Raw genomic sequence first — 21,977 nt, forward strand, 5'->3', positions numbered from 1 at the left:
GGGTCTGCTCGTCATGGGATGTTCATTCGCGGATCGAGCGCGTCGCGCAAGCCGTCGCCGAGGAAGTTGAAGCTCGTCACAGCAAGCGTGATGGCGACGCCCGGCGCGATCGCGAGCCAGGGCGCGCTGGTGAGATAGATCTGGGCGTTGTTGAGCATGTTGCCCCAGCTCGCTGCCGGCGGCTGGATGCCGTAGCCGAGATAGCTGACATAGGACTCCAGCAGGATCGCCTTGGCGACGTTCAGCGTTGCCGCCACCACGATCGGCGCGATCGCATTGGGCACCAGCTCACGGAACATGATGCGCAAGTTCGAGGAGCCGAAGGCGACGGCGGCAATCGCGAATTCACGCTCGCGCAGCGAACGGACCTGGGCATCGACGACGCGGGCGACCGCCATCCAGGCGGTCGCCGCGATCAGCACGGTGGTGGTGACGAGGCCCGGCTCGGTGAGTGCCGCAAGCGCCAGCAGAAGAAAGATCGCCGGGAAGCACAGCACCGCGTCGACGAGCCGCATCAGCACCGCGCCAATGAGGCCGCCATAGAAGCCGGCGAACGCGCCGACGACGATGCCGACCGCCATTGCGATCACCATCGCAACGATTCCGATCGAGAGCGACACCCGCCCACCCATCATCAACCGCGCCAGCACGTCGCGACCGAGCTCGTCCGTGCCGAGGATATGCGCGCCCGACAGTGGCGGCGCGAACCGTTTCAGCACGTCGATATAGGTGTCGTCGAACGGCAGAAGATAAGGGCCGAATGCCGAGCCGAGGACGAGGATCAGAATGATGATGGCGCCCGCCAGTGCAAGCCGGTGGCGGCGGAAGCGCAGCCAGGCGGCGTGAGCGGGCGCGGGCTGGGCGATCTGCATGGCGGCTGTGCTCATCGCTATCCGACCCGGATGCGCGGATCGACGACGGCATAGAGGATGTCGGCGATGAGAGAGCCGATCAACACCATCGTCGCAGAGAACATCAAGATGCCCATCACCACCGGATAGTCGCGATAGCCGATGGAATCGAGGAACAGGCGGCCCATGCCGGGCCAGGTGAACACGGTCTCGGCGACCAGCGCGCCGCCGAGCAGAGTCGGAAACTGAAGGCCGGCTACCGTGATCATCGGCAGCAGCGCGTTGCGCAAGGCGTGCAGCGTCAGGATGCGCCATTCGGGCATGCCCTTGGCACGCGCGGTGCGGATGTAGTCCTGATTGATCACCTCGAGCATGGAGGAGCGCATGAAGCGTCCCCACATCGCGGTCTCGACCAGCGCCAGCACCATGGCCGGAGCGATCAGGTGATGCAGAAGATCGAGGAAGGAGCCGTCGCCGATGGTCTGCCGATCGCCGGAGGGAAGCCAGCCGAGGTTGACAGAGAAAACATAGATGGTGACGAGCCCGAACCAGAAGGTCGGGATCGACAGCGCGACCATGGCGCCGACGGTTGCGAGCGTATCGAACAGCGAATAGCGGCGCAGCGCGCCAAGTACACCGATCCAGCAGCCGAGCAGAACGGCGATGATGGTTGCGGTCGCCATCAGCTCGAAGGTGGCACCAAGATGCGAGCCGATGACTGATAGCACCACCTCGCCGTCGCGATAGGAGCGCCCCCAATCGCCTTTCAGCATGCGGCCGAACCAGTCGAGATACTGTATCGGCAGCGGACGATCGAGCCCTAGCTGGCGAGTGACGCGGTCGAGGTCCTCCTGCGTCATTTGCGCGGAGGCCGCAAATTGCGAGAGCGGGCCGCCTGGCGCCAGATGCAGCATCGCAAAGCCGAGCGCGGAGACGATCACCAGCAGCATCATCGCCTGCGCCAGGCGATTGGCGACGTAACGGGCCATCTCAGGCGATCCCGCAGGCCGGATCCATCACGCCCAGTACCATTCGCGGATATTCCAGCAGTTGATCGAGGTGTTGATGTTGGGACGGAAGCCCTGCAGCCCCTCCTTGACGCCCTCGGCAATGAACCCCTGGAACAGCGGCAGGATGGCGAGATCGTTGCGGATGAGCTTTTGCAGATCGCCGTAGGTGGTCTTGCGCTGCGCCAGATCGAACTGCTTGGCGCCCTCGGCAAGGAGACGGTCGGCCTCCGCGCTCTGGTACTGATAGGTATTGTAACCGCGGCCGCCCTTGGCGGGAATGGCGCCGGACCCGAAGCGCGGCGTCACGTCGGGATCGCTGCCCAGCATGAAGTTAACGGACACCAGCACCGAATTGAATTTCGACTGCTGCCAGTAATCACCCCAGATCACCGCAGCCGGCATGTTGTTCACGCGCATGGCGGCGCCGATCGCCCGCCAATCCTGGATCAGGAGCTGCTGGGTCTGCTCGCGCACGGCATTGCCAGATGTCGTCGAGTTGGTGAATTCGAGCTTGACGCCGCCCTTCTCGCGAACGCCACCGGAGCCGCGGACCCATCCGGCGGCATCGAGCAGCGCATTGGCCTTGGCCGGATCGTAGCTGTGCTGCGGCAGGCCTTGCTGGAACGACCAGGCCTGCTGCGGCACGAAGCTTTCGGTCAGCGTCGGCAGGCCGTAGTTGAGCGCTTCGATGATCGCCTTCTTGTTGATCGCGAGGTAAAGCGCCTCGCGCACCGTGCGATCGGCGAACGGGCCGAATTCCAGGTTGGGCGCAATATGCTCCACCGAGGACGTCGAGGAGACGAAGATCTTCCGCCCCTTCAGCGTCTTCGCCTCCTGCACGAAGTTCGGCTGGATGCCCTGCAGGCCGGTGTAGTCGACCTGACCAGTGCGGAATTGCGTGTAGAGAACGGTGAGGTCGGGGATGTATTTGAAGACCACACGTTCGAGGTACGGCCCCTTGCCGTGGTAGCCGGCATAGGCATTGAGCAGAATATGGTCGCCCGGCACGCGCTCGCCCCAGCGGAACGGTCCGGTTCCGACCGGCGCATTGTGGAACGGCGAGGCGTTCGGATCGGACACTTTCTCCAGGATGTGCTTGGGCACGATGAAAGTCAGCGATCCCAGGATCGACATGTAGGGCGAATACGGCCGCTCCATGCGCCAGTGAATCTCGTCGGGCGCGACGACCGTGATGTCCTTCACCAGGCTGTGGCCAACGCGGCTGCGCGCACGAAAGTCCGGATTGTTGTTCAGCTCAAGCGAGAACTTCACATCCTCCGCCGTGAACGGCGTGCCGTCGTGCCACTTCACGTCGTTGCGCAGCTTGACCTTCCAGGTCAGCCCGTCGGCCGACAGCCCGCCATTCTCGATTGAAGGGACTTCGCGAGCGAGATCGGGAACGAATTTGCTGTCGGGATCGATGAACCAGAGCGGCGAGAACACTTGCCACCAAACGCCCTGATCGACCTCGATGCTGGGCATCAGGGGATGAAAGACGGTCGGCTCCTGCGACAGTGCCGCGATCACCTGCCCGCGCGGCTTGTCCGGCGGATTGGTCGGACGTTCGGTTTGCGCGAAAGCCGTGCCTGAAAGGCCCCATCCGGCGGCTGCGCTCGCGCCAAGCTGGATGAACTGGCGGCGGTTCGGGATGCCGGGACGCAGTGCTGGAACGCCGAACTTGCCGGTCTCGCCTGCCATGACCACTCTCCGATTCTCGCGCACGGCACCCTCTCCCGCGCCCCGTGACCCGGCAAAGGGACAGGAGTGGGCTTTAGTGCTTCTAAATTTTTCGAACGAAATTTCATCACGGCTAAATACACCTGTCAATCGCATTGCTAGTATGCGTCACATTTTCAATCCGACTGAACTGCGCCTGATGATGCGGCGAGATGATGCAGGAGAGCAATAATGGCTGGGCGCGGCGAGACGAGCATTCCGAACAACGCCCCGATCGACAGCGACGAGGCGGTCGACCAGCGTCTCGGCGAGACCGTGCGCCTGCTTCGTCAGCGCGCCGGCCTCTCGATCCAGGACGTCGCCAATCGCACGGGCCTCTCCACCGGCATGATCAGCCAGCTCGAACGCGCGCGCGCCATGCCGTCGGTGCGCACACTGCGCCTGCTCAGCATCGCGCTGGACGTGCCGATCTCCTATTTCTTCGAGACCAGCGATCCCAGCGAGGCACCGCGCTACATCGTGCGCAAGAACAGCCGGCGGCTGCTTCGGCTCACTGCCAGCGGCGTCGTCAAGGAAGCGCTGACACCGGAAGGTAAAGGCCAACTCGAACTCTATGAGCTCACGCTCAACCCTGGCGGCTCGTCGGGCACCGACTTCTTCCAGCACACCGGCGAGAAGGCGGGCTACATATTGTCCGGCAGCCTGCGGCTATGGCTCGACAATCAGGCCCATCTGCTCGAGGCCGGAGACAGCTTCCGCTTCCCGAGCATCGTGCCGCACATGTTCGACAACCCGACGCAGCAGGTGGCGCGGGTGATCTGGGTGACGACGCTGCGCCAGACCGATCCGCCGGACGGTTGAGGCCGTTGTGCAAGCGCGTCATGAGCTCTGCGCGCCTCGCCGATGCGCACACGGCATAGCCGTGAAGACGGCGTAACACCGCATCCTCGACAATCTTCCCGCTCCCACAAGATTCTTAGCGGGCCCAACCCCAGATTGTTGATTTGAAACGGTTCCGTTTGCCGGACAGATTGCGCGCCTTGGGCCTCATCGGTGGATGGGCCAATCAGGGGACTGCGATGGCAAACCTTACGATCAACGGAAAATCAATCACTGTCGACGTCGAGCCGGATACGCCTCTCTTGTGGGCGATCCGCGAGAATGTCGGCCTTACCGGCACCAAATATGGCTGCGGCATCGCGCAATGCGGCGCCTGCACGGTTCACATCGACGGCGTCGCCGCCCGCTCCTGCGGCGTCGCGGTCAGCGAAGCCGAAGGCAAGCAGATCACCACGATCGAGGGGCTGGCGAGCGGCGCTACGTTGCACAAGGTGCAGCAGGCGTGGATCGCCCATGACGTTCCGCAATGCGGCTATTGCCAGAGCGGCATGATCATGGCGGTTGCGGCGCTGCTCAAGGAGAAGCCGAAACCGACCGACGCCGATATCGACGAGGCCATCACCAATATCTGCCGCTGCGGCACCTTCCAGCAGGTGCGCGAAGCGATCCACACGATCGCGAACGCTTGAGGAGGCGGCCATGAACAAGCACGTTTCGCCTGCAATGAATCGCCGTGCCTTCGTCATCGGCACCGCCGCGGTCGGCACCGGCCTTGCGCTCGGCCTCGACATCCCCTTCGGCGGACCGGCCGTGGTCCGCGCCGCCGACGGCTCGCCCGAAGTCAACGCCTGGGTCGTGGTGCGGCCCGACGACACTGTGGTGATCCGCATCGCCCGCTCCGAAATGGGCCAAGGCTCGCTCACCGGCCTTGCGCAGCTCGTCGCCGAGGAGCTCGAATGCGACTGGTCGAAGGTGACGACCGAATATCCGACACCCGGCCAGAGCGTCGCCCGCAAGCGCGTCTGGGGCGACTTCTCGACTGGCGGCAGCCGCGGCATCCGCTCCTCGCAAGACTATGTCCGCAAGGGCGGCGCCACCGCGCGCATGATGCTGATCCAGGCCGCGGCCAATGAATGGAAAGTGCCGGCGTCCGAATGCACGGCCGCCAAGAGCGTCATCACCCACACGCCGTCGGGCCGGACCACGACTTACGGCAAGGTCGCGGAGGCCGCCGCGAAGCTGACGCCGCCCGCCGAGGTCAAGCTGAAGGATCCCAAGGACTGGACCATCGCAGGCAAAGGTGTGAGCCGGCTCGACACCGCCGACAAGACCACCGGCGCGATGACCTACGGCATCGACGTCAAGCTGCCGGGCATGCTGAACGCCGCGATCAAGGACTGCCCAGTGTTCGGCGGTAAGGTGAAGAGCTTTGACGAGGCCAAGATCGCGGGCATGAAGGGCGTCAAGAAGGTCGTCAGGGTCGGCGATAGCGCGGTCGCGGTCGTCGCCGATACCTGGTGGCACGCCAAGACCGCGCTGGAAGCGCTGCCGATCGTCTGGGACGAGGGCGACAACGCGAAGGTCTCCAGCGAGTCGATTGCGAAGTGGCTGGCCGAGGGCCTCGACAACGAGCAGCCGGCCTATGTCGGCAACAAGAACGGCGACGCCAAAGCGGCGATTGCCGGCGCCGCCAAGAAGATCGAGGCGGTCTACAACTATCCCTACCAGAACCACGCCACCATGGAGCCGATGAACGCCACCGCGCTCTACACGGCGGACAAATGCGAGGTCTGGTGCGGCACGCAGAATGGCGAGGCCGCCTTCGCGGCGGTGCTGGAAGCCTCAGGCCTGCCGGCAGAGAAGTGCGACGTGCACAAGCTGATGCTCGGCGGCGGCTTCGGTCGGCGCGGCCAGACCGACTATGTCCGCCAGGCGGTCGCAATCGCCAGGCAGATGCCGGGCACGCCGATCAAGCTGTTGTGGTCGCGCGAAGAGGACATGGCGCACGGCAGGTATCACCCGATCACCCAGTGCAAGATGACCGGCGCGTTCGATGCCGACAACAATCTGGTCGCGCTGCACTACCGCCTCTCTGGGCAGTCGATCCTGTTCTCGCTGCGCCCCGAGGCGCTGCAAAACGGCATGGATCCGGCCACGTTCCAGGGCGTCGCCCAGTCCGGCGAAGCCGCGTTCGGCTACTCCGTGCCGAACCTCCTGATCGAGCATGCGATGCGCAACCCGCACGTTCCGCCCGGATTCTGGCGCGGCGTCAACGTCAATCACAACGCGATCTACATGGAATGCTTCATGGATGAGCTGGCCCATGCCGCAGGCCAGGACCCGCTCGAATTCCGCCGCAAGCTGATGGGCAATCACCCCAAGCATCTGGCTGTGCTCAATGCCGTGGCCGAGAAGATCGGCTGGAGCAAGCCGGCGCCGCAGGGCGTCTATCGCGGCATCGCGCAGGTCATGGGTTATGGCAGCTATGTTGCCGGCGCCGCCGAAATCTCGGTGACCGACGGCAGCAAGATCAAGGTGCATCGTATCGTGGCCTCCACCGATCCCGGCTACGTCGTCAATCCGGCGCAGGTGGAACGCCAGATCGCGGGCTCTTTCGTCTTTGGCCTCAGCGCGCTCTTCTATGGCGGCTGCACCGTGAAGGACGGACGCATCGAGCAGAGCAACTTCGACACCTACAACTCGATGCGCATCAACGAGATGCCGAAGGTGGAAGCGGTGATGGTGCCGAGCGGCGGGTTCTGGGGCGGTGTCGGCGAGCCGACCATCGGGGTTGCCGCACCTGCGGTGCTCAACGCCTATTTCGCAGCGACGGGAAAACGCATCCGATCGGTGCCGCTGCGCGACCAGAACATCTCCTTCGCTTAAGCAAGGTGCAGCTGCGGCGGCCCACGGGCCGCCGCAGCATCTTCCGGATGATGCTCATGACCACGCGCTCCGTGACACGGCGAAAGGCCGTCCTCGGCATCGCGGCCGCACCGCTGGCCCTGCCCGCGATCGTGCGCGCGCAAGGCTCAGCCCGCGTCGTCGTGATCGGCGGCGGCTTTGGCGGGGCGGCCTGCGCCCGCGCGCTGAAACGCAGCGAAGCGAACTTGCAGGTCACGCTGGTCGAGCCGAACAGGACCTTCACCGCGTGCCCGTTCAGCAACGAGGTGATCGCGGGCCTGCGCGAGATCGAAGCGCAGCAGTTCGGCTATGAGAAGATCGCGTCCGACGGCGTAACCGTCATCGCTCAGGCCGCAACCGTGGTCGATCCGCAAGCTCGCCGCGTCACGCTGGCCGACGGCTCATCCCTTCCCTACGACCGTCTCGTGCTCTCGCCCGGCGTCGATTTCCATTTCGACGGCCTGCCCGGCTATGACGAAGCCGCAAGCCAAAAGATGCCGCATGCCTGGAAGGCCGGCGAGCAAACCATGCTGCTGCGCAGGCAGTTGGAGGCCATGGAGGACGGCGGCCTCGTCACGATCGCGGTGCCGGCCAACCCCTCGCGCTGCCCGCCGGCGCCTTACGAGCGCGCCAGCCTGATCGCACATTATCTCAAGACGAAGAAGCCGCGCTCAAAAGTGCTGATCCTGGACGCCAAGGACAATTTCACGCAACAAAGACTGTTCGAGAAGGCGTGGACGGAGCTTTACGGCGGCATGATCGAGCGCGTATCGCTGTCGCAGGGCGGCCGCGTCACCTCCGTCGATCCCGCGAGCAACACTGTCATCACCGAGTTCGGCAATTACACGGCGCAAGTCGCCAACGTCATTCCGCCGCAACGCGCCGGGCGCATCGCCGCGATTGCCGGGGTGGCGGATACCACCGGCTGGTGCCCGATCGATCCCATGACCTTCGAATCCAGGCTCGTGCCCAATATCCACGTCATCGGCGATGCCTGCCTCGGCGGCGGCATTCCGAAATCGGCCTCGGCCGCGAGCGCGCAAGGACGTGCCTGCGCGGATGCGATCGTCAATCTCATTGCTGGCCGGACGACGGAAACGCCACGGCTGACCGGCGTCTGCTACAACACGGTCGCCCCCGCTTACGGCTTTTCGCTCGCCGGCAACTACCAGCCGAAAGGAGACATCTTCGCCGAGGTCGAGGGCGGCACCACCAGTCCGCTCGACGCACCGCCAGAACGACGCGCCCGCGAAGCTGCGGAAACCGAGCGCTGGTTTCAAACCATCACGGCGGCGACCTTTGGCTAGGCCGATGATCCATATCGCCGCACTGATCGCGGCAAGCCTTGCACTTACCGACGGCACGCGGGCACAGGCGCTGGTGTCCTACAACATTGTCGGCGATGGCATCCCGGAGTCGCTCACCGGCGCGCCCGGCGATACGGCGCGCGGGCGCGCGTTGGTGCTCGATCGCAGCACGACCTGCATCCTCTGCCATTCCGGGCCGTTTCCGGAGACGCGGTTCCAGGGCGATCTCGCGCCGGACCTCACGGGCGCCGGGAACAGGTGGTCGACAAGTCAGTTGCGGCTGCGATTGGTGGACGCATCGCGGTTCAACCGAGAGACCATCATGCCGTCATACTATCGTAACGACGGGCTCGTTCGCGTCGGCCGCAACCTTGCCGGCAAGCCGATCCTGAGCCCGAGCCAGATCGAGGACATCGTGGCCTATCTTGCAACGCTTCGGGACTAGGACGGGGAATGCCAAGCACACGTCGACAGTTTTTGCACCTCACGGTCGCCGCCGGGACGATTCCCATCGTCACGATCCGCCCGATCGAGGCGACACCCGCGATGCTCGGCACGGCGATCCGCAATGTCGTCGGCGAGGCGCAACTGCGCACCGGCAAGATCAGGCTCGACATTCCGCCACTGGTCGAGAACGGCAACACCGTGCCGATGACAGTCAGCGTCGCGAGCCCGATGACCGCGGCCGACTACGTCAAGAGCATCCACGTCTTCAACGAGAAGAACCCGCAACCCAATATCGGCAATTTCCATCTCGGCCCCTGGGCCGGGCGCGCGCAGGTCTCGACCCGCATCCGCCTCGCGGACAGCCAGAAGGTTGTCGCGATCGCGCGCCTGTCCGACGATTCCTTCTGGCAGGTCGCGGCCGACGTCGTCGTGACACTTGCCGCCTGCACCGAAGAGGTGAACTGATGGCCTCCGCTCTCATCAACGTTCCGCCGAAAGCCAAGCGCGGCGATGTCATCGAGATCCGGACGCTGACCTCGCATATCATGGAAACCGGATTTCGCCGCACGGCGGCCGGCGAGCTCGTGCCGCGCGACATCATCACCAGCTTTACCTGCCGCTACAACGGCACCGAGATCTTTCGCGCCGACCTCTTTCCCGCAATCGCCGCGAACCCGTATCTGTCGTTCTTTACGGTCGCAAAAGATAGCGGCAAGCTCGAGTTCGAATGGATCGGCGACAACGGCTTTGTCTCGACCGCGTCTGCATCGATCACGGTAGAATGAGCGTTGCACGCACGATCATCGCGGCGATGCTGCTCGTCGCCGCACCTGCCCTGCTCGCCGGCGAAATCCCACAGGACGCGCGCCACTCGGGCTATTCCTTCATGGGACCGGACACGCGCGCGATGCAGGACGACGATACGTCCAATCCGGGTATGCTGTTCGTGCTGGACGGCGAAGCACTGTGGAAGACAAGAAGCGGCAGCGCCGGCAGGGCGTGCGCCGATTGCCATGGCGATGCGCGCGAGAGCATGAAGGGCGTCGCGGCGCGCTATCCCGCCTTCGACAAGGCGCTGGGCCGCCCGGTCACGCTCGACCAGCGCATCAATCTTTGCCGCGCCAACCATCAGCAGGCAACGCCCCTGTCTCACGAAAGTCGCGACCTACTCGCGCTCTCGGCATTCGTCGCCCACCAGTCGCGAGGGGTGGCGATCACGGCCGGCGATGATCCACAGCTCAAACCGTTCGTCGAACAAGGCCGTGCGCTGTTCGTGCAGCGGCAGGGCCAGCTCAACCTCGCCTGCACCAATTGCCACGACGACAACTACGACAAGCATCTGGCGGGCGCGCCGGTCACGCAGGGGCAGCCGACCGGTTATCCGCTCTATCGGCTGGAATGGCAGACGCTGGGATCTCTGGAGCGCCGGTTGCGCAGCTGCATGAGCGGGGTGCGCGCCCAGGCTTTTGACTACGGCGCGCCCGAACTGGTCGCGCTCGAGCTCTATCTGATGGCACGGGCGCGCGGCATGCCCATGGAGAGCCCGGCCGTGCGGCCTTAATCCCCTTAACCCGCAGAGAAATATTAGGACTAGGCAGACGCGGCGCGGACGCTAGTATCCCTCCCAAGAAACGAGTCACAGGGAGGACAAACGTGGCTGACCATCGTATTTCGCGCCGCACGCTTTTGAAGGGGACCGCCGCGGCTGGCGCGCTCAGCCTGACCGGATTCCCGGCGCATGCCGAGGTCAATTGGAAGAAATATGCCGGGACCAAGCTGGAGGTGATCCTCGCCAAGGGTCCGCGCGGCGACAACCTGCAAAAGAACATCAAGGAGTTCACCGACCTGACCGGCATCCAGGTGGAATCGGAGCAGATCCCCGAGCAGCAGCAGCGCCAGAAATGCGTCATCGAGCTCACCTCGGGCCGGCCGAGCTTCGATGTCGTCCATCTCAGCTATCACGTGCAGAAGCGGCAGTTCGAGAAAGCCGGCTGGCTCACCGACATCACGCCCTTCATGAAGGATCCGACGCTGACCGCGCCCGATCTCGTCGAGAGCGATTTTTCGGCCGCCGGCCTGCAATACGCCAAGAACGACAAGGGCCAGATGCTGTCGCTGCCCTGGTCGGTCGACTATTTCATCCTCTACTACAACAAGGAGCTGTTCCAGAAAAAGGGCGTTGCGGTGCCCAAGACGCTGGACGAGATGGTCGCGGCCGCAGAAAAGCTCACCGATGCCAAGGAAGGCACCTACGGCTTCGTCGGGCGCGGCCTGCGCAACGCCAACATGACGTTGTGGACCAACTTCTTCCTCGACTATGGCGGTGAATTCCTCGATGCCAAGGGCAACATCCTGACTGACGGCCCCGAAGCCGTCGCGGCGACGAAGCTCTACCAGACGCTGCTGACGAAGGTCGCTCCGCCCGGCGTCGCCGGCTTCAACTGGATGGAGTCGATGGCCTCGTTCTCGCAAGGCCGTTCGGCGATGTGGATCGACGGCGTCGGCTGGGCGCCACCGCTGGAGGATCCGGCGGCCTCGCGCGTCGTCGGCAAGGTCGGATACACCGTCGTGCCTGCCGGGCCGAAGGGCCAATATTCGGCCACTTACGGCGACGGCCTCGGCATTGCCGCCGCGAGCAAGAACAAGGAAGCGGCCTATCTGCTCTGCCAGTGGGCGGTCTCGAAGACGCAAGGCGCGCGGCTGTTGCAGGCCGGCGGCGGCGTGCCGTTCCGCAACTCGATCCTGAATGACCCCGAGGTCCAGAAGGGCGTGAAGATGCCGGCCGAGTGGCTGCAATCGGTGATCGATTCCGCCAAGATCAGCAAGCTCGGCCTGCCCGTCGTGATCCCAGTCGCCGAATTCCGCGATCTCGTCGGCGCCGCGATCACCGCAACCCTGGCCGGCGCCGATCCCGCGACCGAGTTGAAGAAGGCCCACGAGCAATACCGACCGATCCTGGAGCGTAGCGAAAAGGCGTGAGTGCGTTGACACAAGCAACTCCGGCCGCGGCAAAATCCGATGCCGCGCCGGAGAAGGAGTTGCGGCCACCGTCCTACTGGCCGTTCGTGGTGCCGGCGCTGGTCGTCGTGCTCGCGATCATCATCTTTCCTTGGCTATTCACGATCTGGATGAGCCTGAACGAATGGAAGGTCGGCTCGCCGACCACGTTCGTCGGGCCTTCCAATTATCTGCGGCTGACGAGCGATCCGCGCTTCCTCGAATCGGTGGGCCACACCATGGTCTACACCGTACTGTCGGTGGTGCTGCCGCTGGTCTTCGGCACGCTCGCAGCCGTGGTGTTTCACCAGAAATTCCCCGGCCGCGGCTTCCTGCGCGGCATCTTCATCATGCCGATGATGGCAACGCCGGTGGCGATCGCGCTGGTCTGGACCATGATGTTCCATCCGCAGCTCGGCGTGCTGAATTACCTGTTGTCGCTGGTCGGCCTGCCACCGCAGCTCTGGGTGTTTCATCCCGCAACCGTCATTCCCTCGCTGGTGCTGGTCGAGACCTGGCAGTGGACGCCGCTGGTCATGCTAATCGTGCTCGGCGGCCTCGCCGCGATCCCGACCGAGCCTTACGAAAGCGCGCAGATCGACGGCGCCAATCTCTGGCAGGTGTTCCGCTTCATCACGCTGCCGCTGATCATGCCGTTCCTGTTCATCGCCGGCATGATCCGGATGATCGACGCGGTGAAAAGCTTCGACATCATCTTCGCGATCACGCAAGGAGGACCGGGCTCGGCGTCGGAGACGATCAACATCTATCTCTACAGCGTCGCCTTCACCTATTACGACCTCGGCTACGGTTCGGCGATCGCCGTGGTGTTCTTCCTCCTCATCGTCGCACTCGCTGCCCTGATGCTTTACATGCGCCAGCGCATGCTGTGGACCGAAATCGCGAGGGGCGCATGACTCCACGTCAGATCCTGGGTCAAATCGGCCTCTGGTTTTCGGTGCTCGTCATCGTGTCGCCGGCAATCCTGTTCTTCCTCTGGATGGCCTCGCTATCGCTCAAGTTCGAGGTCGACAACGCCGCCTACCCGCCGGTGTTCATCCCCGAGCATATCGCCTGGAAGAACTACACCGACGTGCTCGCCTCCAACCGCTTCCTGACCTATTTCTTCAACAGCCTGATCGTGACCGGCAGCGCGACCGCGCTGGCGCTGATTGTGGGCGTTCCCGCCGGCTACGGGATCGCGCGGATGGCCGCGCACAAATCCGCGATCGTGATCCTGATCGCCCGCATCACGCCCGGCCTGTCCTACCTGATCCCGCTGTTTATCCTGTTCCAGTGGCTCGGACTGCTCGGCACGCTGGTGCCGCAGGTCATCATCCATCTCGTGGTGACGGTGCCCATCGTGATCTGGATCATGATCGGCTATTTCGAGACCACACCGATGGAATTGGAAGAGGCAGCGCTGATCGACGGCGCGACGCGCTGGCAGGTCTTCAGCCACGTCGCTCTTCCGATCGCGAAACCCGGCATCGCGGTCGCCTTCATCCTGGCCGTAATCTTCTCCTGGAATAATTTCGTCTTCGGCATCGTGCTGGCCGGACGCGAGACGCGCACCCTGCCGGTCGCCGTCTACAACATGATCTCGTTCGATCAGTTGAGCTGGGGACCGCTCGCTGCCGCCGCGCTGATCGTCACCTTCCCGGTACTGCTGCTGACGGTGGTTGCCCAGCGGCAGATCGTCGCCGGCCTGACGGCTGGAGCTGTGAAGGGCGGATAAGCACGCCTCGTCGTCACCCGGCCAAGCCGAACGAGCGATGAGACGATCCGCTGCGCATGCAGCGATCATCCTGAAGAAGAAAAGATTGGGACCATGGGACCAAACACGGGCGACGCCGACCATACCAAGCGAAGCCGCACGATGCGCCGCGTGTCGAAAGCCGCAGCCAGCCTGGCCGTCTGCGCGATCGTGTTGTCCGCCAGCGGCCGATCATCGGCGGCGGATGAGGCCTTTCAAGGCGCCTGTGCGAGTCTCGCTGGACGAACGATCCCGGCTCGCCTGGTCGGCCTGCCCAGCGGGGATGCCACCGTCACGTCGGCAGGCTTCACGCCGGCAGCACCGGCCAAGGCGGCGGCCCCCGCGACGCCGGACTTCTGCAAGGTGACGGGCACCATCGCGCCGGTCGACCCGGCTGCGCAACTGATCAACTTTCAGTTCAACCTGCCGGCCGCGTGGAACGGCAAGCTCCTGCAATATGGCGGCGGTGGTTATAACGGCACGCTGGTGAGCGGCCTTGCGCCGCTGCGCGATGCGGCGCCCGACGATGCGCTGCCGCTGACCCGCGGTTATGCCACGCTCGGCACGGATTCCGGGCATCAAGCCGCGAGCTTTGCGCCCGATCGCATCGGCCAGTTCGGCCTCAACGACGAAATGCTGACCAATTACGGCTATGCCTCCTACAAGAAGGTGCGCGATGTCGCCGTCGCGCTGATCGGTACGCTCTATTCGAGACGGCCGGCCAAAATCTATTATTTCGGCGGCTCGGAGGGCGGCCGCGAGGGTCTTACGATGGCCCAGCGCTTCCCTGCCGACTATGACGGGATCGTCAGCGTGGTACCGGTGGTGCAGCTCTCCATGTTGTTCCAGTCCTTCATCTTGAATGGCCTGCCGCAATTCAAGGGCGGCTGGCTCAACCCGGCCAAGAGCGAGACGCTTGCGAAATTCGTCGCCAATGCCTGTGACGACCTCGACGGCTTGCGTGACGGCATCGTCAGCAACTATCTCGCCTGCCAGTCGAAGGTGAACGTGCAGGCGCTGCGTTGCCCGGAAGGCGCGGACACAGGCGATGGTTGCCTGTCGGACGCGCAGATAACAGAGGTTCAGACCGTGCACGCACCACATCCATTCCCGCTTGCGATGGCGAACGGCATCACGACCTATCCGCAATGGCTTTACGGCAACGAGACCACACCGGACCCGCAGCGGATGACCATGACGCGCTGGGTGATGGGCACGGCAGCGCCGACGGAGCAACTTGATGTCGCCACGGTGTCGCAGCAATGGCTCTATGGCAGCAATGCCGTACGTTTCCTCCTGACGCGCGACGAGAAATTTGACCCGCGCACCTATCGTCCCGAAGACTTTCGGGCCCGCGTCGAGGAGGTGTCGAAGATCCTCGACTCGACCGATCCCGACCTGTCGGCTTTCTTCGCACATGGCGGCAAGCTGATCCTGCGCGAGAACATGGCAGACCTCGCGCAAAGCCCGCTCGCCGGAATCAACTATTTCCAGTCCGTCGTGGCGCGGCTCGGTCAGGCGACGGTCGAGGCTTCAGCACGGCTCTACGTCTCGCCCGGCTCGACGCATACCGGACACGGCACGAGCGTGCTCGACGGTTCCGCGATCCCGACCATGGTCGATCTGCTCGAACCGCTCGACCGCTGGGCGAGCGACGGCGTCGCGCCGGCCGACGCACTGGTCCAGACGTCAAAGGACCCCGCGCCGCCGTTCGCGCTGAAAGCAGCCCGGCCGATGTGCCGTTATCCGAACTACCCGCGCTATGTCGGCGGCGACAAGGCGGCGGCCGAAAGCTACGTTTGCAAGGTCTCGACGCCGTGACAATCGGCGGGCGGCGATCGACCGCCCGCGCCTTCTCAAGCCGAGGCTCGTAACACCGCTGCCGGCGCTCTACCTGACGTTGACGCAAAGTTCGCGCGCGCGTATGCTACGTCATGTAGCGCTACTTAATGTGACGCGCGCCCGAACTACAAGAGACGCCAGATGTCCCCCCGTCCCCTGATCCCGCGCCGAAAACTGTTTGGTAATCCGACATATGTCGGAGCCAAGTTATCGCCGGATGGTCAATTCCTGTCCTGGCTCGCCCCTGTCGACGGCGTTCTGAACATCTGGGTGTCGCCGGTCGACAATATTGCAGCAGGCCAGCCCGTCACGCGCACCAGGGGCAGACCGATCAACTGGCAGGATTGGAGTCCGGACGGCCGCCACATCATGTTCCTCAACGACGAGAACGGCGACGAGAATTTGCACCTGTTCGTCGTCGATCCCAACACTCAGGAGCTCAGGGATCTCACGCCTTTCGCCAATGTCCGCGCGTTGCCGACCTACTGGTCGCACGTCGTCCCTGACAAGATCGCGATCGGTCTGAATGACCGCGACGTGCGATGGCATGATGTCTTCCTGCTCGACCTCTTAACCGGCGAGCGCTCTCTGGTCTGGGAAAATCACCAGGAGTTCGACTACGTCGGGCTCGACTGGCAGTTGAGGCCACGCCACGCCCGCAGCAACGCGCCCGATGGAGGCACGCGGCTCTGGCGCATCGACGACGGGAAGGCCACGCATTGGCGCGACGTCCCGTTCGAGGCTTATGCGAGTACGCGGCTCTGGACGTTCGATTCCGCCGGCAACCACATTCACATGAGTTCGAGCCTGGAGCACGACAAATCCGCGCTGGTGCGGATCAACTGGTCAACCGACGAAGAACGCGTCCTGTTCAAAAGCGACCGCGCCGACGTGACGGGCGCCATATTCAATGCCCGAACGTTCGAACCGGAGGCGGTTTGCATCGACCCCGGCCGGCCGGAATGGACGGCTTTAGCGCCTGCCGTTGCGAGCGAACTCGATCTGATCAAGGAGCAGCTTCCAGGTCACGCCTTTTATGTCGAAAGCCAAAGTGATGACGGTCGCCGTTGGATCGTGACGAGCCATAAGGCGGATCAGCCCGCCACATATCACCTCCTCGACCGCGACAGACAGACCATCACAGAGCTATTTACGGAGCGGCCCGAGCTGAAGCCATACCGGCTGGCGCCAATGCAAGCCATACAGGGCAAGTCGCGCGACGGATTCACCCTTGTTTCCTACCTGACCCTGCCGGCGGATATCGAGGGTGACCGCCCGCCTCGACCGCTGCCGATGGTCCTCATCGTTCATGGTGGGCCGTGGGCTCGGGATATCTTCGGCTATCGCCGCGATCACCAGTGGCTGGCCGATCGTGGCTATGCCGTGCTCTCGGTCAACTATCGGGGATCGACAGGCTTCGGCAAGGCGTTCGTCGCGGCGAGCGAGAAAGAGCACGCGCGCAAGATGCACGACGATCTCATCGACATGGTCTATTGGGCGACCGCCGAGGGGATCGCGCAAAAGGACAAGGTCGCGATCTTCGGCCTGTCTTACGGAGGACTGGCCTCTTTCATCGGCGCGGCCTTCACGCCAGAGGTGTTCTGTTGCTCCGTACCGGTGGTCGGCGTCTCCAACCTGCAAACGCTGCTGGAATCGATGCCGCCCTATTGGGCCGGTTTCGCGGAGTTCATGTATCGCAGCTACGGCGATCCGCGCACCGAGGAAGGCCGCAAGCTGCTCGCCGAACGCTCACCGATCAACAAGGTCGACAACATCAGGAAGCCCATGCTGATCTTCCATGGTGCCAACGACGTCCGGTGCAAGATCGCGGAGAGCGACACCATCGTCGCCGCCATGCAGGCCAAGAACATTCCGGTGACCTACATCGTCTATCCCGACGAAGGACACGGATTCCAGAAGCCGCCCAATAAGCTCTCCCACATCGCAATCGCCGAGGCGTTCTTTGCACGGCATCTCGGCGGCGCTTGCGAGCCCGTCGGCGAGGACTTTGAAGGCTCAAGTCACGAGGTTCGGGCCGGCGCCGATCTTCTGACGGATTTGGGCGTCGCCTGACACCGACCTCGGGAGGTACAGAAGAAGCGCTGGGCACCCTATGACGCGCGGTTGAGAAAGATCGGCAGACCGCGCTTGCTGGAGTAGATGGGACGGTAGCGCTCCGTGTTGTATGTGTTGGCGACGTCCAATTTGCGCGGCCCGAGCTTGACGTCAGGGATTGGCACGAGGTCGTAGCGGCCTTCGACCAGCGCCGACATAAGGCCGGTCTTGCCTTCCAGCATGGCATCGAACGCCATGTTGCCAAAGGTTAGGGCTACGAGCTTGTCGATGAAGTCCGGATCCCCCGACCGCAGGTCGTAGGTGAGGTCGGAGGTCATCGTCTGCTCGCCGGCTCGCCGCTTGATCTCATCGGCGAGCGCTTCGGCCACGTTGGCCTTCTTGCGGTGACCGTAAGGATCTGGCTCGCCATATTCCTGCGGCTTGTAGCCTTCCCACTCGGCGCCCTCGCTGAGCACGATCAGCGCGTAGTTGCTCGGGTTGGCGCGCTTCTCCTCGAGAAGCAAAGCGATCAGCTTGTCGAGATTGATCCTGTACTCCGGGATGACGCACCGTATCGAGGTCGCGTACGCGGTATAGAGCGCGGTAAATCCGGCATCGCGGCCAAAGACGCGAAAAATACCAATTCGCTCGTGCGAGCCGACAGTGGTGCGCTGCCGCTGGATGGCATCGCTGGCGCGGGTGATCGCAGTCGAGAAGCCGATGCAGTATTCGGTGTTGCGGACGTCGTTGTCCATCGTCTTCGGGATGGCGATGATCTTGACGCCGAGATCGTTGAGCTTGGCCGCATAACTGAGCGTGTCGTCGCCGCCGATGGCGATCAGGTGTTCGATACCGAGCCCGGAGAGGTTCGCCAGCACCTGGCCGGTGAGGTCCCACGTCTTGGTTCCCTTGGTACTCGGGGAAGCCGGAAGATCGCTGCCAACGAGATGATCGGGCAGCTCTTGTATTTTTGAGGGATTGGTGCGGCTCGTGTGCAGCACCGTGCCGCCGCGCCGATCGATGGTGCGGGTGTTTTCACGATCCAGCGGCATGAGGTAGCGGGACCTGCTGGCCGCGTCTTCGAGGTTGAGATGCGTGAGAGCCTCCCAACCTCGGCGGAGACCGACAACCTCGATGTCGTTCTCGCTGCCGCGATAGGTCACGCTCTTGATGACGGCGTTGAGGCCGGAGACGTCGCCACCACCCGTGAGAATGCCGATGCGTTTTCTCGCCAAGCCGACCTCCCAACGTTAGCATGTCGCCATCATGCACAGAGCAGCGTTCCTTACTCGGCCGCTTCCGGCTTGCGCTCCTCGCGCAGCCGAAAACGCTTCAGCAGCCCGGACACGGTATCGCGGAAGCCACCATACTCCAGCTCGGAATAGGGCAGCATCGCGGCACCGGACCAGCCCTGGCTGCGCATCTCGATGGCCTTGCTCTGGGCGCGCCTGCGGACTTCGTCCCACGCCGGGTTATCGAAGAAATCGGTGTGCGACTCCGAGAATCGGCCGTCCTTGTCGATCGAAAAGCCGGCGCACGAAACGATCGGCAGGCAGTACATGCCGGTCACCGGTGTGTTGAGCGGCACCGGCATGAGCGGCATCACGTGCGAGCCTCGCGCATCGCCGCCGACGAAATGCGCCTTGGCGAACGGCGAGACGATTTCTTCGGGCGCCGGGAAAATCCCCTGGTTTCTGACGATCGCGACCGGATCGTCCTTGCCGGTGTACTTGCCTGCGATCGCGTGAAGGCGCTGCGCCGAAACAGCGACGACAACCTCGTCATAGGTTCGAGAAACGATGCGATCGATCCCAAAGCGCTCATTGTCGCGAAGGAGCGCGGCAATGTGGTAGCCGTCCGCCGGCGCGTCGAGTTCGATGATGCTGTCGCCTGCCGTGTGGTCCATGTCGATGACATGGAAACGGAAACCCTTGATCATCGGGGGTAGCATCAGCCCGGCGCAATACATGGGATCGGCGAAGGCGAGGTAGAGCGGCAGGTTGTACGCGCCGGGGCCGCATTTGTCGGCGGCGAACACCATGAAGGACTCCGCGGGCCTTGAACCCGAGAGGCTGTGGTCGAAGCTGAGCTCCGCGACGGCCGGTCCGGCGCCGCGAATGTTTCCGGAAGGCGCGTCGACGAGAAGATCCTGGCCGGCGCCGTACAGCCCGGAGGTTTTCGCGACCGACGTCGCCGCGAGGAACGTATTCCATGCAAATTGATGGACCGCGGCGCTCCCCTCACCCCTTGTGTGCGTCATGATGATCGCGATGTCGTCACCGGTATGGCAGACGAAACTGTCGATCAGGAGACCTTTGTCGACCGCCTTCGCGGCTTCGCCCATGACAGTGACCATCATGGGTCCAGACGGTTGCGTATGCCCGCCGACAGAGCCAACGTCAGCCTTGATGACCGAAAGAGTGAGTCTCATGAGCATCCCTCCCAGCAGCACAGCTTAGCGCCTCAGCCTCGGCGCTTGCTGCGCCGGGGCGACGGCGCTGCTCATACGCGAAAAAGAACGTCGCGTGCTGCGTTAGGTTCCACGGATGCCGCTTGACTTGACGTGAAAAGAAATCGGCCGGGTAGCTTGACACCACCCGGCCGCAACCAAAGTTTCGGTCGAAGTTACTCCGCCGGCGCGGCGGACATCTCCGGATGCGAGGCGTAGTGCTCACTGGTGCGCCGGCTAAGAGCATACAATCCGGCCGCCATGACCGCGTAGGACAGCGCCACCGCAGGCGTGACGCCGAAACCGCCGCCAATGCCCACAGCTTCGCCATGCATGAAGCCGAAATAGGTCAGGACGGCGCCGACCAGCGCGAAGCCTGATGCCTTCTCGAAGTCGCGCTCGATGATGAAGACGGCGATCGCGCCCAGGATCAGGCCGGCGAGGATCGAGCCGCCGCCCATCACCTCGAGGCCATGATAGAACACGCCCTGCTGTGGCAGCGCGGCAATTGCGGCCGCCTTGACGGCATCAGCCTTGTCGCCGGCCATGCCGCCGACGGTCGCCGCCGCCGTCATGGTTGAGGCCAGCATGGTGTCGATCTGGAGTTTTGCCCAGGCCGCAAGATGCGGCGTCAGCGCCAGCACGATCGCCGGCGCGTGCTTGACCGGCGTCGTCTGGAACGCCTGCGCGCCGATCAGCATGCCGATATAGAGCAGGATCGGCGAGATCGCGACCACCGGCACGAGCGCCAGCAGCACCGAGATGATGCCGAACCAGGACAGCACCACCACCATCACACCGGTCGCGGCGGAATAGCCGATCCGGCCGCCCATCGCCTTCCAGCCGGGATGGCCGATATAGACCGCGTTGATGAAGGGATTGCCCATCAGGCAGCCGATCAGGCTGACGACGCCGTCGGCGGTGAGAACGCGCGTGGTCGGATATTCGTCGCCGGCGGCTTCCGCGCTCTCGACATTGTCCATGGCCTCGACGAGGTCATAGATGCCGAAGGGGATGGCGGTAACCAGGATGACGCCGAGGAACTCGAAGCCGGAGAACACATAGTTCACCGCCGGGACCGGCACCGAGAAGCCGAAATTGGCGAAGGCATCGCCGACGCCCTTCAGGCTCAATCCGCCAAGACCAAGCCCGAACAGGTTCGAGCCCCAGGCGATGACCATACCGACCGCGATGGCAATGAGGCCTGCCGGAATACCGCGCGGATATTTCACCCCGCCGAACCAGCTCACCAGGATGATGGCGAAGCAGACGAGACCGATCTGCGGCGTCATGTACATCTCGAGCGCCGGACGCATCGAGATAAAGGTAACGGAGACGCCGGCGAGCGTGCCGAGCAGCGCCGCGCGCGGCGTGATCCTGCGGATGAACGGCGCGATGAAGCCGCCGATCATCAGGATGAAACTCTGGAAGAACACCCAGACGAGGCCGGCCGACCATCCCTTCAGCGGATCGCCGGTCTTGATCGTGATCGGCAGCATGATCACGAAGGTCACGATGAACATGTGCGGCACGCTGACGCCCGAGGGCAGCGCGCAGACGTCGCTGCGGCCGGTCTTCTGCGCCAGGCGGTAGGCGAGGAAGGCGTAGTAGAAGGTCGACAGGCACATCATCAACCCGAGCGCGGGCAGGATTCGGCCGAACACGAGAGAGTCCGGCATCTTCAGCACGAAGCGCAAGAGGCCCGTGAGCACCAGCATGTTGACGAGGATGTTGGTGCCGAATCCGAAAAATGCGTTCCAGTCGCCCGATGTCCATAGCGCCGGCTTGAACTCGGACTTGTTGATCTCAGATTTGCCGGCCGTCCCCGTCAAATTGCTCATG

At 63.7% G+C, this 21,977-nt stretch carries 19 protein-coding genes; 13 read left to right on the forward strand and 6 right to left on the reverse strand.

The features are described 5' to 3' along the window. Positions 1-11: 11 nt before the first annotated feature. Genes NLN62_RS01485 through NLN62_RS01495 form a run of 3 tightly spaced genes read right to left on the reverse strand, consistent with a single transcriptional unit; the run spans position 12 to position 3,559 of the window. The gene (locus NLN62_RS01485; RefSeq protein WP_254107100.1) at positions 12-887 is read right to left on the reverse strand and encodes an ABC transporter permease; all 876 of its coding nucleotides are present in this window, start codon (positions 885-887) and stop codon (positions 12-14) included. A 2-nt stretch (positions 888-889) separates the two neighbouring features. Next, positions 890-1,840, reverse strand: coding sequence for an ABC transporter permease (locus tag NLN62_RS01490; RefSeq protein WP_254107101.1), 951 nt, complete (start codon positions 1,838-1,840; stop codon positions 890-892). 27 nt (positions 1,841-1,867) lie between these two features. Next, positions 1,868-3,559 carry a peptide ABC transporter substrate-binding protein gene (locus NLN62_RS01495; RefSeq protein WP_254107102.1) on the reverse strand — a complete coding sequence of 564 codons (1,692 nt, stop codon included), beginning with the start codon at positions 3,557-3,559 and terminating at the stop codon, positions 1,868-1,870. Positions 3,560-3,769: 210 nt separating this feature from the next. Here NLN62_RS01495 and NLN62_RS01500 point away from each other — a divergent pair, with 210 nt between their 5' ends. From NLN62_RS01500 to NLN62_RS01560, 13 genes are all read left to right on the forward strand, one after another. Then, on the forward strand, positions 3,770-4,399 hold the full coding sequence (locus tag NLN62_RS01500) for a cupin domain-containing protein (RefSeq protein WP_254107103.1): 630 nt from the start codon (positions 3,770-3,772) through the stop codon (positions 4,397-4,399). A gap of 218 nt (positions 4,400-4,617) precedes the next feature. Further along, complete coding sequence (locus NLN62_RS01505; RefSeq protein WP_027526047.1) at positions 4,618-5,067, forward strand: (2Fe-2S)-binding protein; 450 nt, start codon at positions 4,618-4,620, stop codon at positions 5,065-5,067. A gap of 10 nt (positions 5,068-5,077) precedes the next feature. After that, the gene (locus tag NLN62_RS01510; RefSeq protein ID WP_254107104.1) at positions 5,078-7,264 is read left to right on the forward strand and encodes a molybdopterin cofactor-binding domain-containing protein; all 2,187 of its coding nucleotides are present in this window, start codon (positions 5,078-5,080) and stop codon (positions 7,262-7,264) included. Positions 7,265-7,311: 47 nt separating this feature from the next. Beyond that, positions 7,312-8,589: an FCSD flavin-binding domain-containing protein gene (locus tag NLN62_RS01515; protein WP_254107105.1), complete on the forward strand. Its 1,278-nt coding sequence runs from the start codon at positions 7,312-7,314 to the stop codon at positions 8,587-8,589. 4 nt (positions 8,590-8,593) lie between these two features. Beyond that, positions 8,594-9,034, forward strand: coding sequence for a sulfur oxidation c-type cytochrome SoxX (gene soxX, locus NLN62_RS01520; RefSeq protein WP_371932892.1), 441 nt, complete (start codon positions 8,594-8,596; stop codon positions 9,032-9,034). 8 nt (positions 9,035-9,042) lie between these two features. Next, on the forward strand, positions 9,043-9,501 hold the full coding sequence (locus NLN62_RS01525) for a SoxY-related AACIE arm protein (RefSeq protein ID WP_027526051.1): 459 nt from the start codon (positions 9,043-9,045) through the stop codon (positions 9,499-9,501). Next, entirely contained in the window at positions 9,501-9,821 is a 321-nt protein-coding gene (gene soxZ, locus NLN62_RS01530) for a thiosulfate oxidation carrier complex protein SoxZ (RefSeq protein ID WP_027526052.1), read from the forward strand. Before NLN62_RS01525 ends, soxZ begins: the two co-directional genes overlap by 1 nt. Then, on the forward strand, positions 9,818-10,597 hold the full coding sequence (gene soxA, locus NLN62_RS01535; RefSeq protein ID WP_027526053.1) for a sulfur oxidation c-type cytochrome SoxA: 780 nt from the start codon (positions 9,818-9,820) through the stop codon (positions 10,595-10,597). The genes soxZ and soxA overlap by 4 nt, the downstream gene beginning before the upstream one ends. A 92-nt stretch (positions 10,598-10,689) precedes the next feature. Further along, complete coding sequence (locus tag NLN62_RS01540; protein WP_027526054.1) at positions 10,690-12,015, forward strand: ABC transporter substrate-binding protein; 1,326 nt, start codon at positions 10,690-10,692, stop codon at positions 12,013-12,015. Beyond that, positions 12,012-12,950 carry a carbohydrate ABC transporter permease gene (locus tag NLN62_RS01545; protein ID WP_027526055.1) on the forward strand — a complete coding sequence of 313 codons (939 nt, stop codon included), beginning with the start codon at positions 12,012-12,014 and terminating at the stop codon, positions 12,948-12,950. The genes NLN62_RS01540 and NLN62_RS01545 overlap by 4 nt, the downstream gene beginning before the upstream one ends. Further along, positions 12,947-13,771, forward strand: a complete 825-nt coding sequence (locus tag NLN62_RS01550) for a carbohydrate ABC transporter permease (protein WP_027526056.1) — start codon at positions 12,947-12,949, stop codon at positions 13,769-13,771. The genes NLN62_RS01545 and NLN62_RS01550 overlap by 4 nt, the downstream gene beginning before the upstream one ends. A gap of 93 nt (positions 13,772-13,864) precedes the next feature. Further along, entirely contained in the window at positions 13,865-15,610 is a 1,746-nt protein-coding gene (locus NLN62_RS01555; protein WP_051390003.1) for a tannase/feruloyl esterase family alpha/beta hydrolase, read from the forward strand. A 162-nt stretch (positions 15,611-15,772) separates the two neighbouring features. Continuing rightward, positions 15,773-17,704 carry a S9 family peptidase gene (locus NLN62_RS01560; protein ID WP_254107107.1) on the forward strand — a complete coding sequence of 644 codons (1,932 nt, stop codon included), beginning with the start codon at positions 15,773-15,775 and terminating at the stop codon, positions 17,702-17,704. A gap of 38 nt (positions 17,705-17,742) precedes the next feature. Here NLN62_RS01560 and NLN62_RS01565 read toward each other — a convergent pair whose 3' ends face one another. From NLN62_RS01565 to NLN62_RS01575, 3 genes are all read right to left on the reverse strand, one after another. Then, the gene (locus NLN62_RS01565) at positions 17,743-18,921 is read right to left on the reverse strand and encodes a 6-phosphofructokinase (RefSeq protein WP_027526058.1); all 1,179 of its coding nucleotides are present in this window, start codon (positions 18,919-18,921) and stop codon (positions 17,743-17,745) included. Between the two features lie 50 nt (positions 18,922-18,971). After that, positions 18,972-20,123, reverse strand: coding sequence for a fructose-1,6-bisphosphatase (locus NLN62_RS01570; protein ID WP_371932893.1), 1,152 nt, complete (start codon positions 20,121-20,123; stop codon positions 18,972-18,974). Between the two features lie 188 nt (positions 20,124-20,311). After that, positions 20,312-21,976 carry a hypothetical protein gene (locus NLN62_RS01575; protein ID WP_027526060.1) on the reverse strand — a complete coding sequence of 555 codons (1,665 nt, stop codon included), beginning with the start codon at positions 21,974-21,976 and terminating at the stop codon, positions 20,312-20,314. Position 21,977 lies beyond the last annotated feature (1 nt).

The sequence above is a fragment of the Bradyrhizobium sp. CCGUVB23 genome (assembly GCF_024199885.1).
GTDB lineage: Bacteria > Pseudomonadota > Alphaproteobacteria > Rhizobiales > Xanthobacteraceae > Bradyrhizobium.

Bases quoted from the DNA above. Each gene is read 5' to 3' on its own strand.
- NLN62_RS01500 (WP_254107103.1), top strand. From the start codon at position 3,770: ATGGCTGGGCGCGGCGAGACGAGCATTCCGAACAACGCCCCGATCGAC.
- NLN62_RS01570 (WP_371932893.1), bottom strand. From the start codon at position 20,123: ATGCTCATGAGACTCACTCTTTCGGTCATCAAGGCTGACGTTGGCTCT.
- NLN62_RS01495 (WP_254107102.1), bottom strand. From the start codon at position 3,559: ATGGCAGGCGAGACCGGCAAGTTCGGCGTTCCAGCACTGCGTCCCGGC.
- NLN62_RS01510 (WP_254107104.1), top strand. From the start codon at position 5,078: ATGAACAAGCACGTTTCGCCTGCAATGAATCGCCGTGCCTTCGTCATC.
- NLN62_RS01490 (WP_254107101.1), bottom strand. From the start codon at position 1,840: ATGGCCCGTTACGTCGCCAATCGCCTGGCGCAGGCGATGATGCTGCTG.
- NLN62_RS01515 (WP_254107105.1), top strand. From the start codon at position 7,312: ATGATGCTCATGACCACGCGCTCCGTGACACGGCGAAAGGCCGTCCTC.
- NLN62_RS01575 (WP_027526060.1), bottom strand. From the start codon at position 21,976: ATGAGCAATTTGACGGGGACGGCCGGCAAATCTGAGATCAACAAGTCC.
- NLN62_RS01525 (WP_027526051.1), top strand. From the start codon at position 9,043: ATGCCAAGCACACGTCGACAGTTTTTGCACCTCACGGTCGCCGCCGGG.
- NLN62_RS01555 (WP_051390003.1), top strand. From the start codon at position 13,865: ATGGGACCAAACACGGGCGACGCCGACCATACCAAGCGAAGCCGCACG.
- soxZ (WP_027526052.1), top strand. From the start codon at position 9,501: ATGGCCTCCGCTCTCATCAACGTTCCGCCGAAAGCCAAGCGCGGCGAT.
- NLN62_RS01485 (WP_254107100.1), bottom strand. From the start codon at position 887: ATGAGCACAGCCGCCATGCAGATCGCCCAGCCCGCGCCCGCTCACGCC.
- NLN62_RS01505 (WP_027526047.1), top strand. From the start codon at position 4,618: ATGGCAAACCTTACGATCAACGGAAAATCAATCACTGTCGACGTCGAG.
- soxX (WP_371932892.1), top strand. From the start codon at position 8,594: ATGATCCATATCGCCGCACTGATCGCGGCAAGCCTTGCACTTACCGAC.
- NLN62_RS01550 (WP_027526056.1), top strand. From the start codon at position 12,947: ATGACTCCACGTCAGATCCTGGGTCAAATCGGCCTCTGGTTTTCGGTG.
- soxA (WP_027526053.1), top strand. From the start codon at position 9,818: ATGAGCGTTGCACGCACGATCATCGCGGCGATGCTGCTCGTCGCCGCA.
- NLN62_RS01560 (WP_254107107.1), top strand. From the start codon at position 15,773: ATGTCCCCCCGTCCCCTGATCCCGCGCCGAAAACTGTTTGGTAATCCG.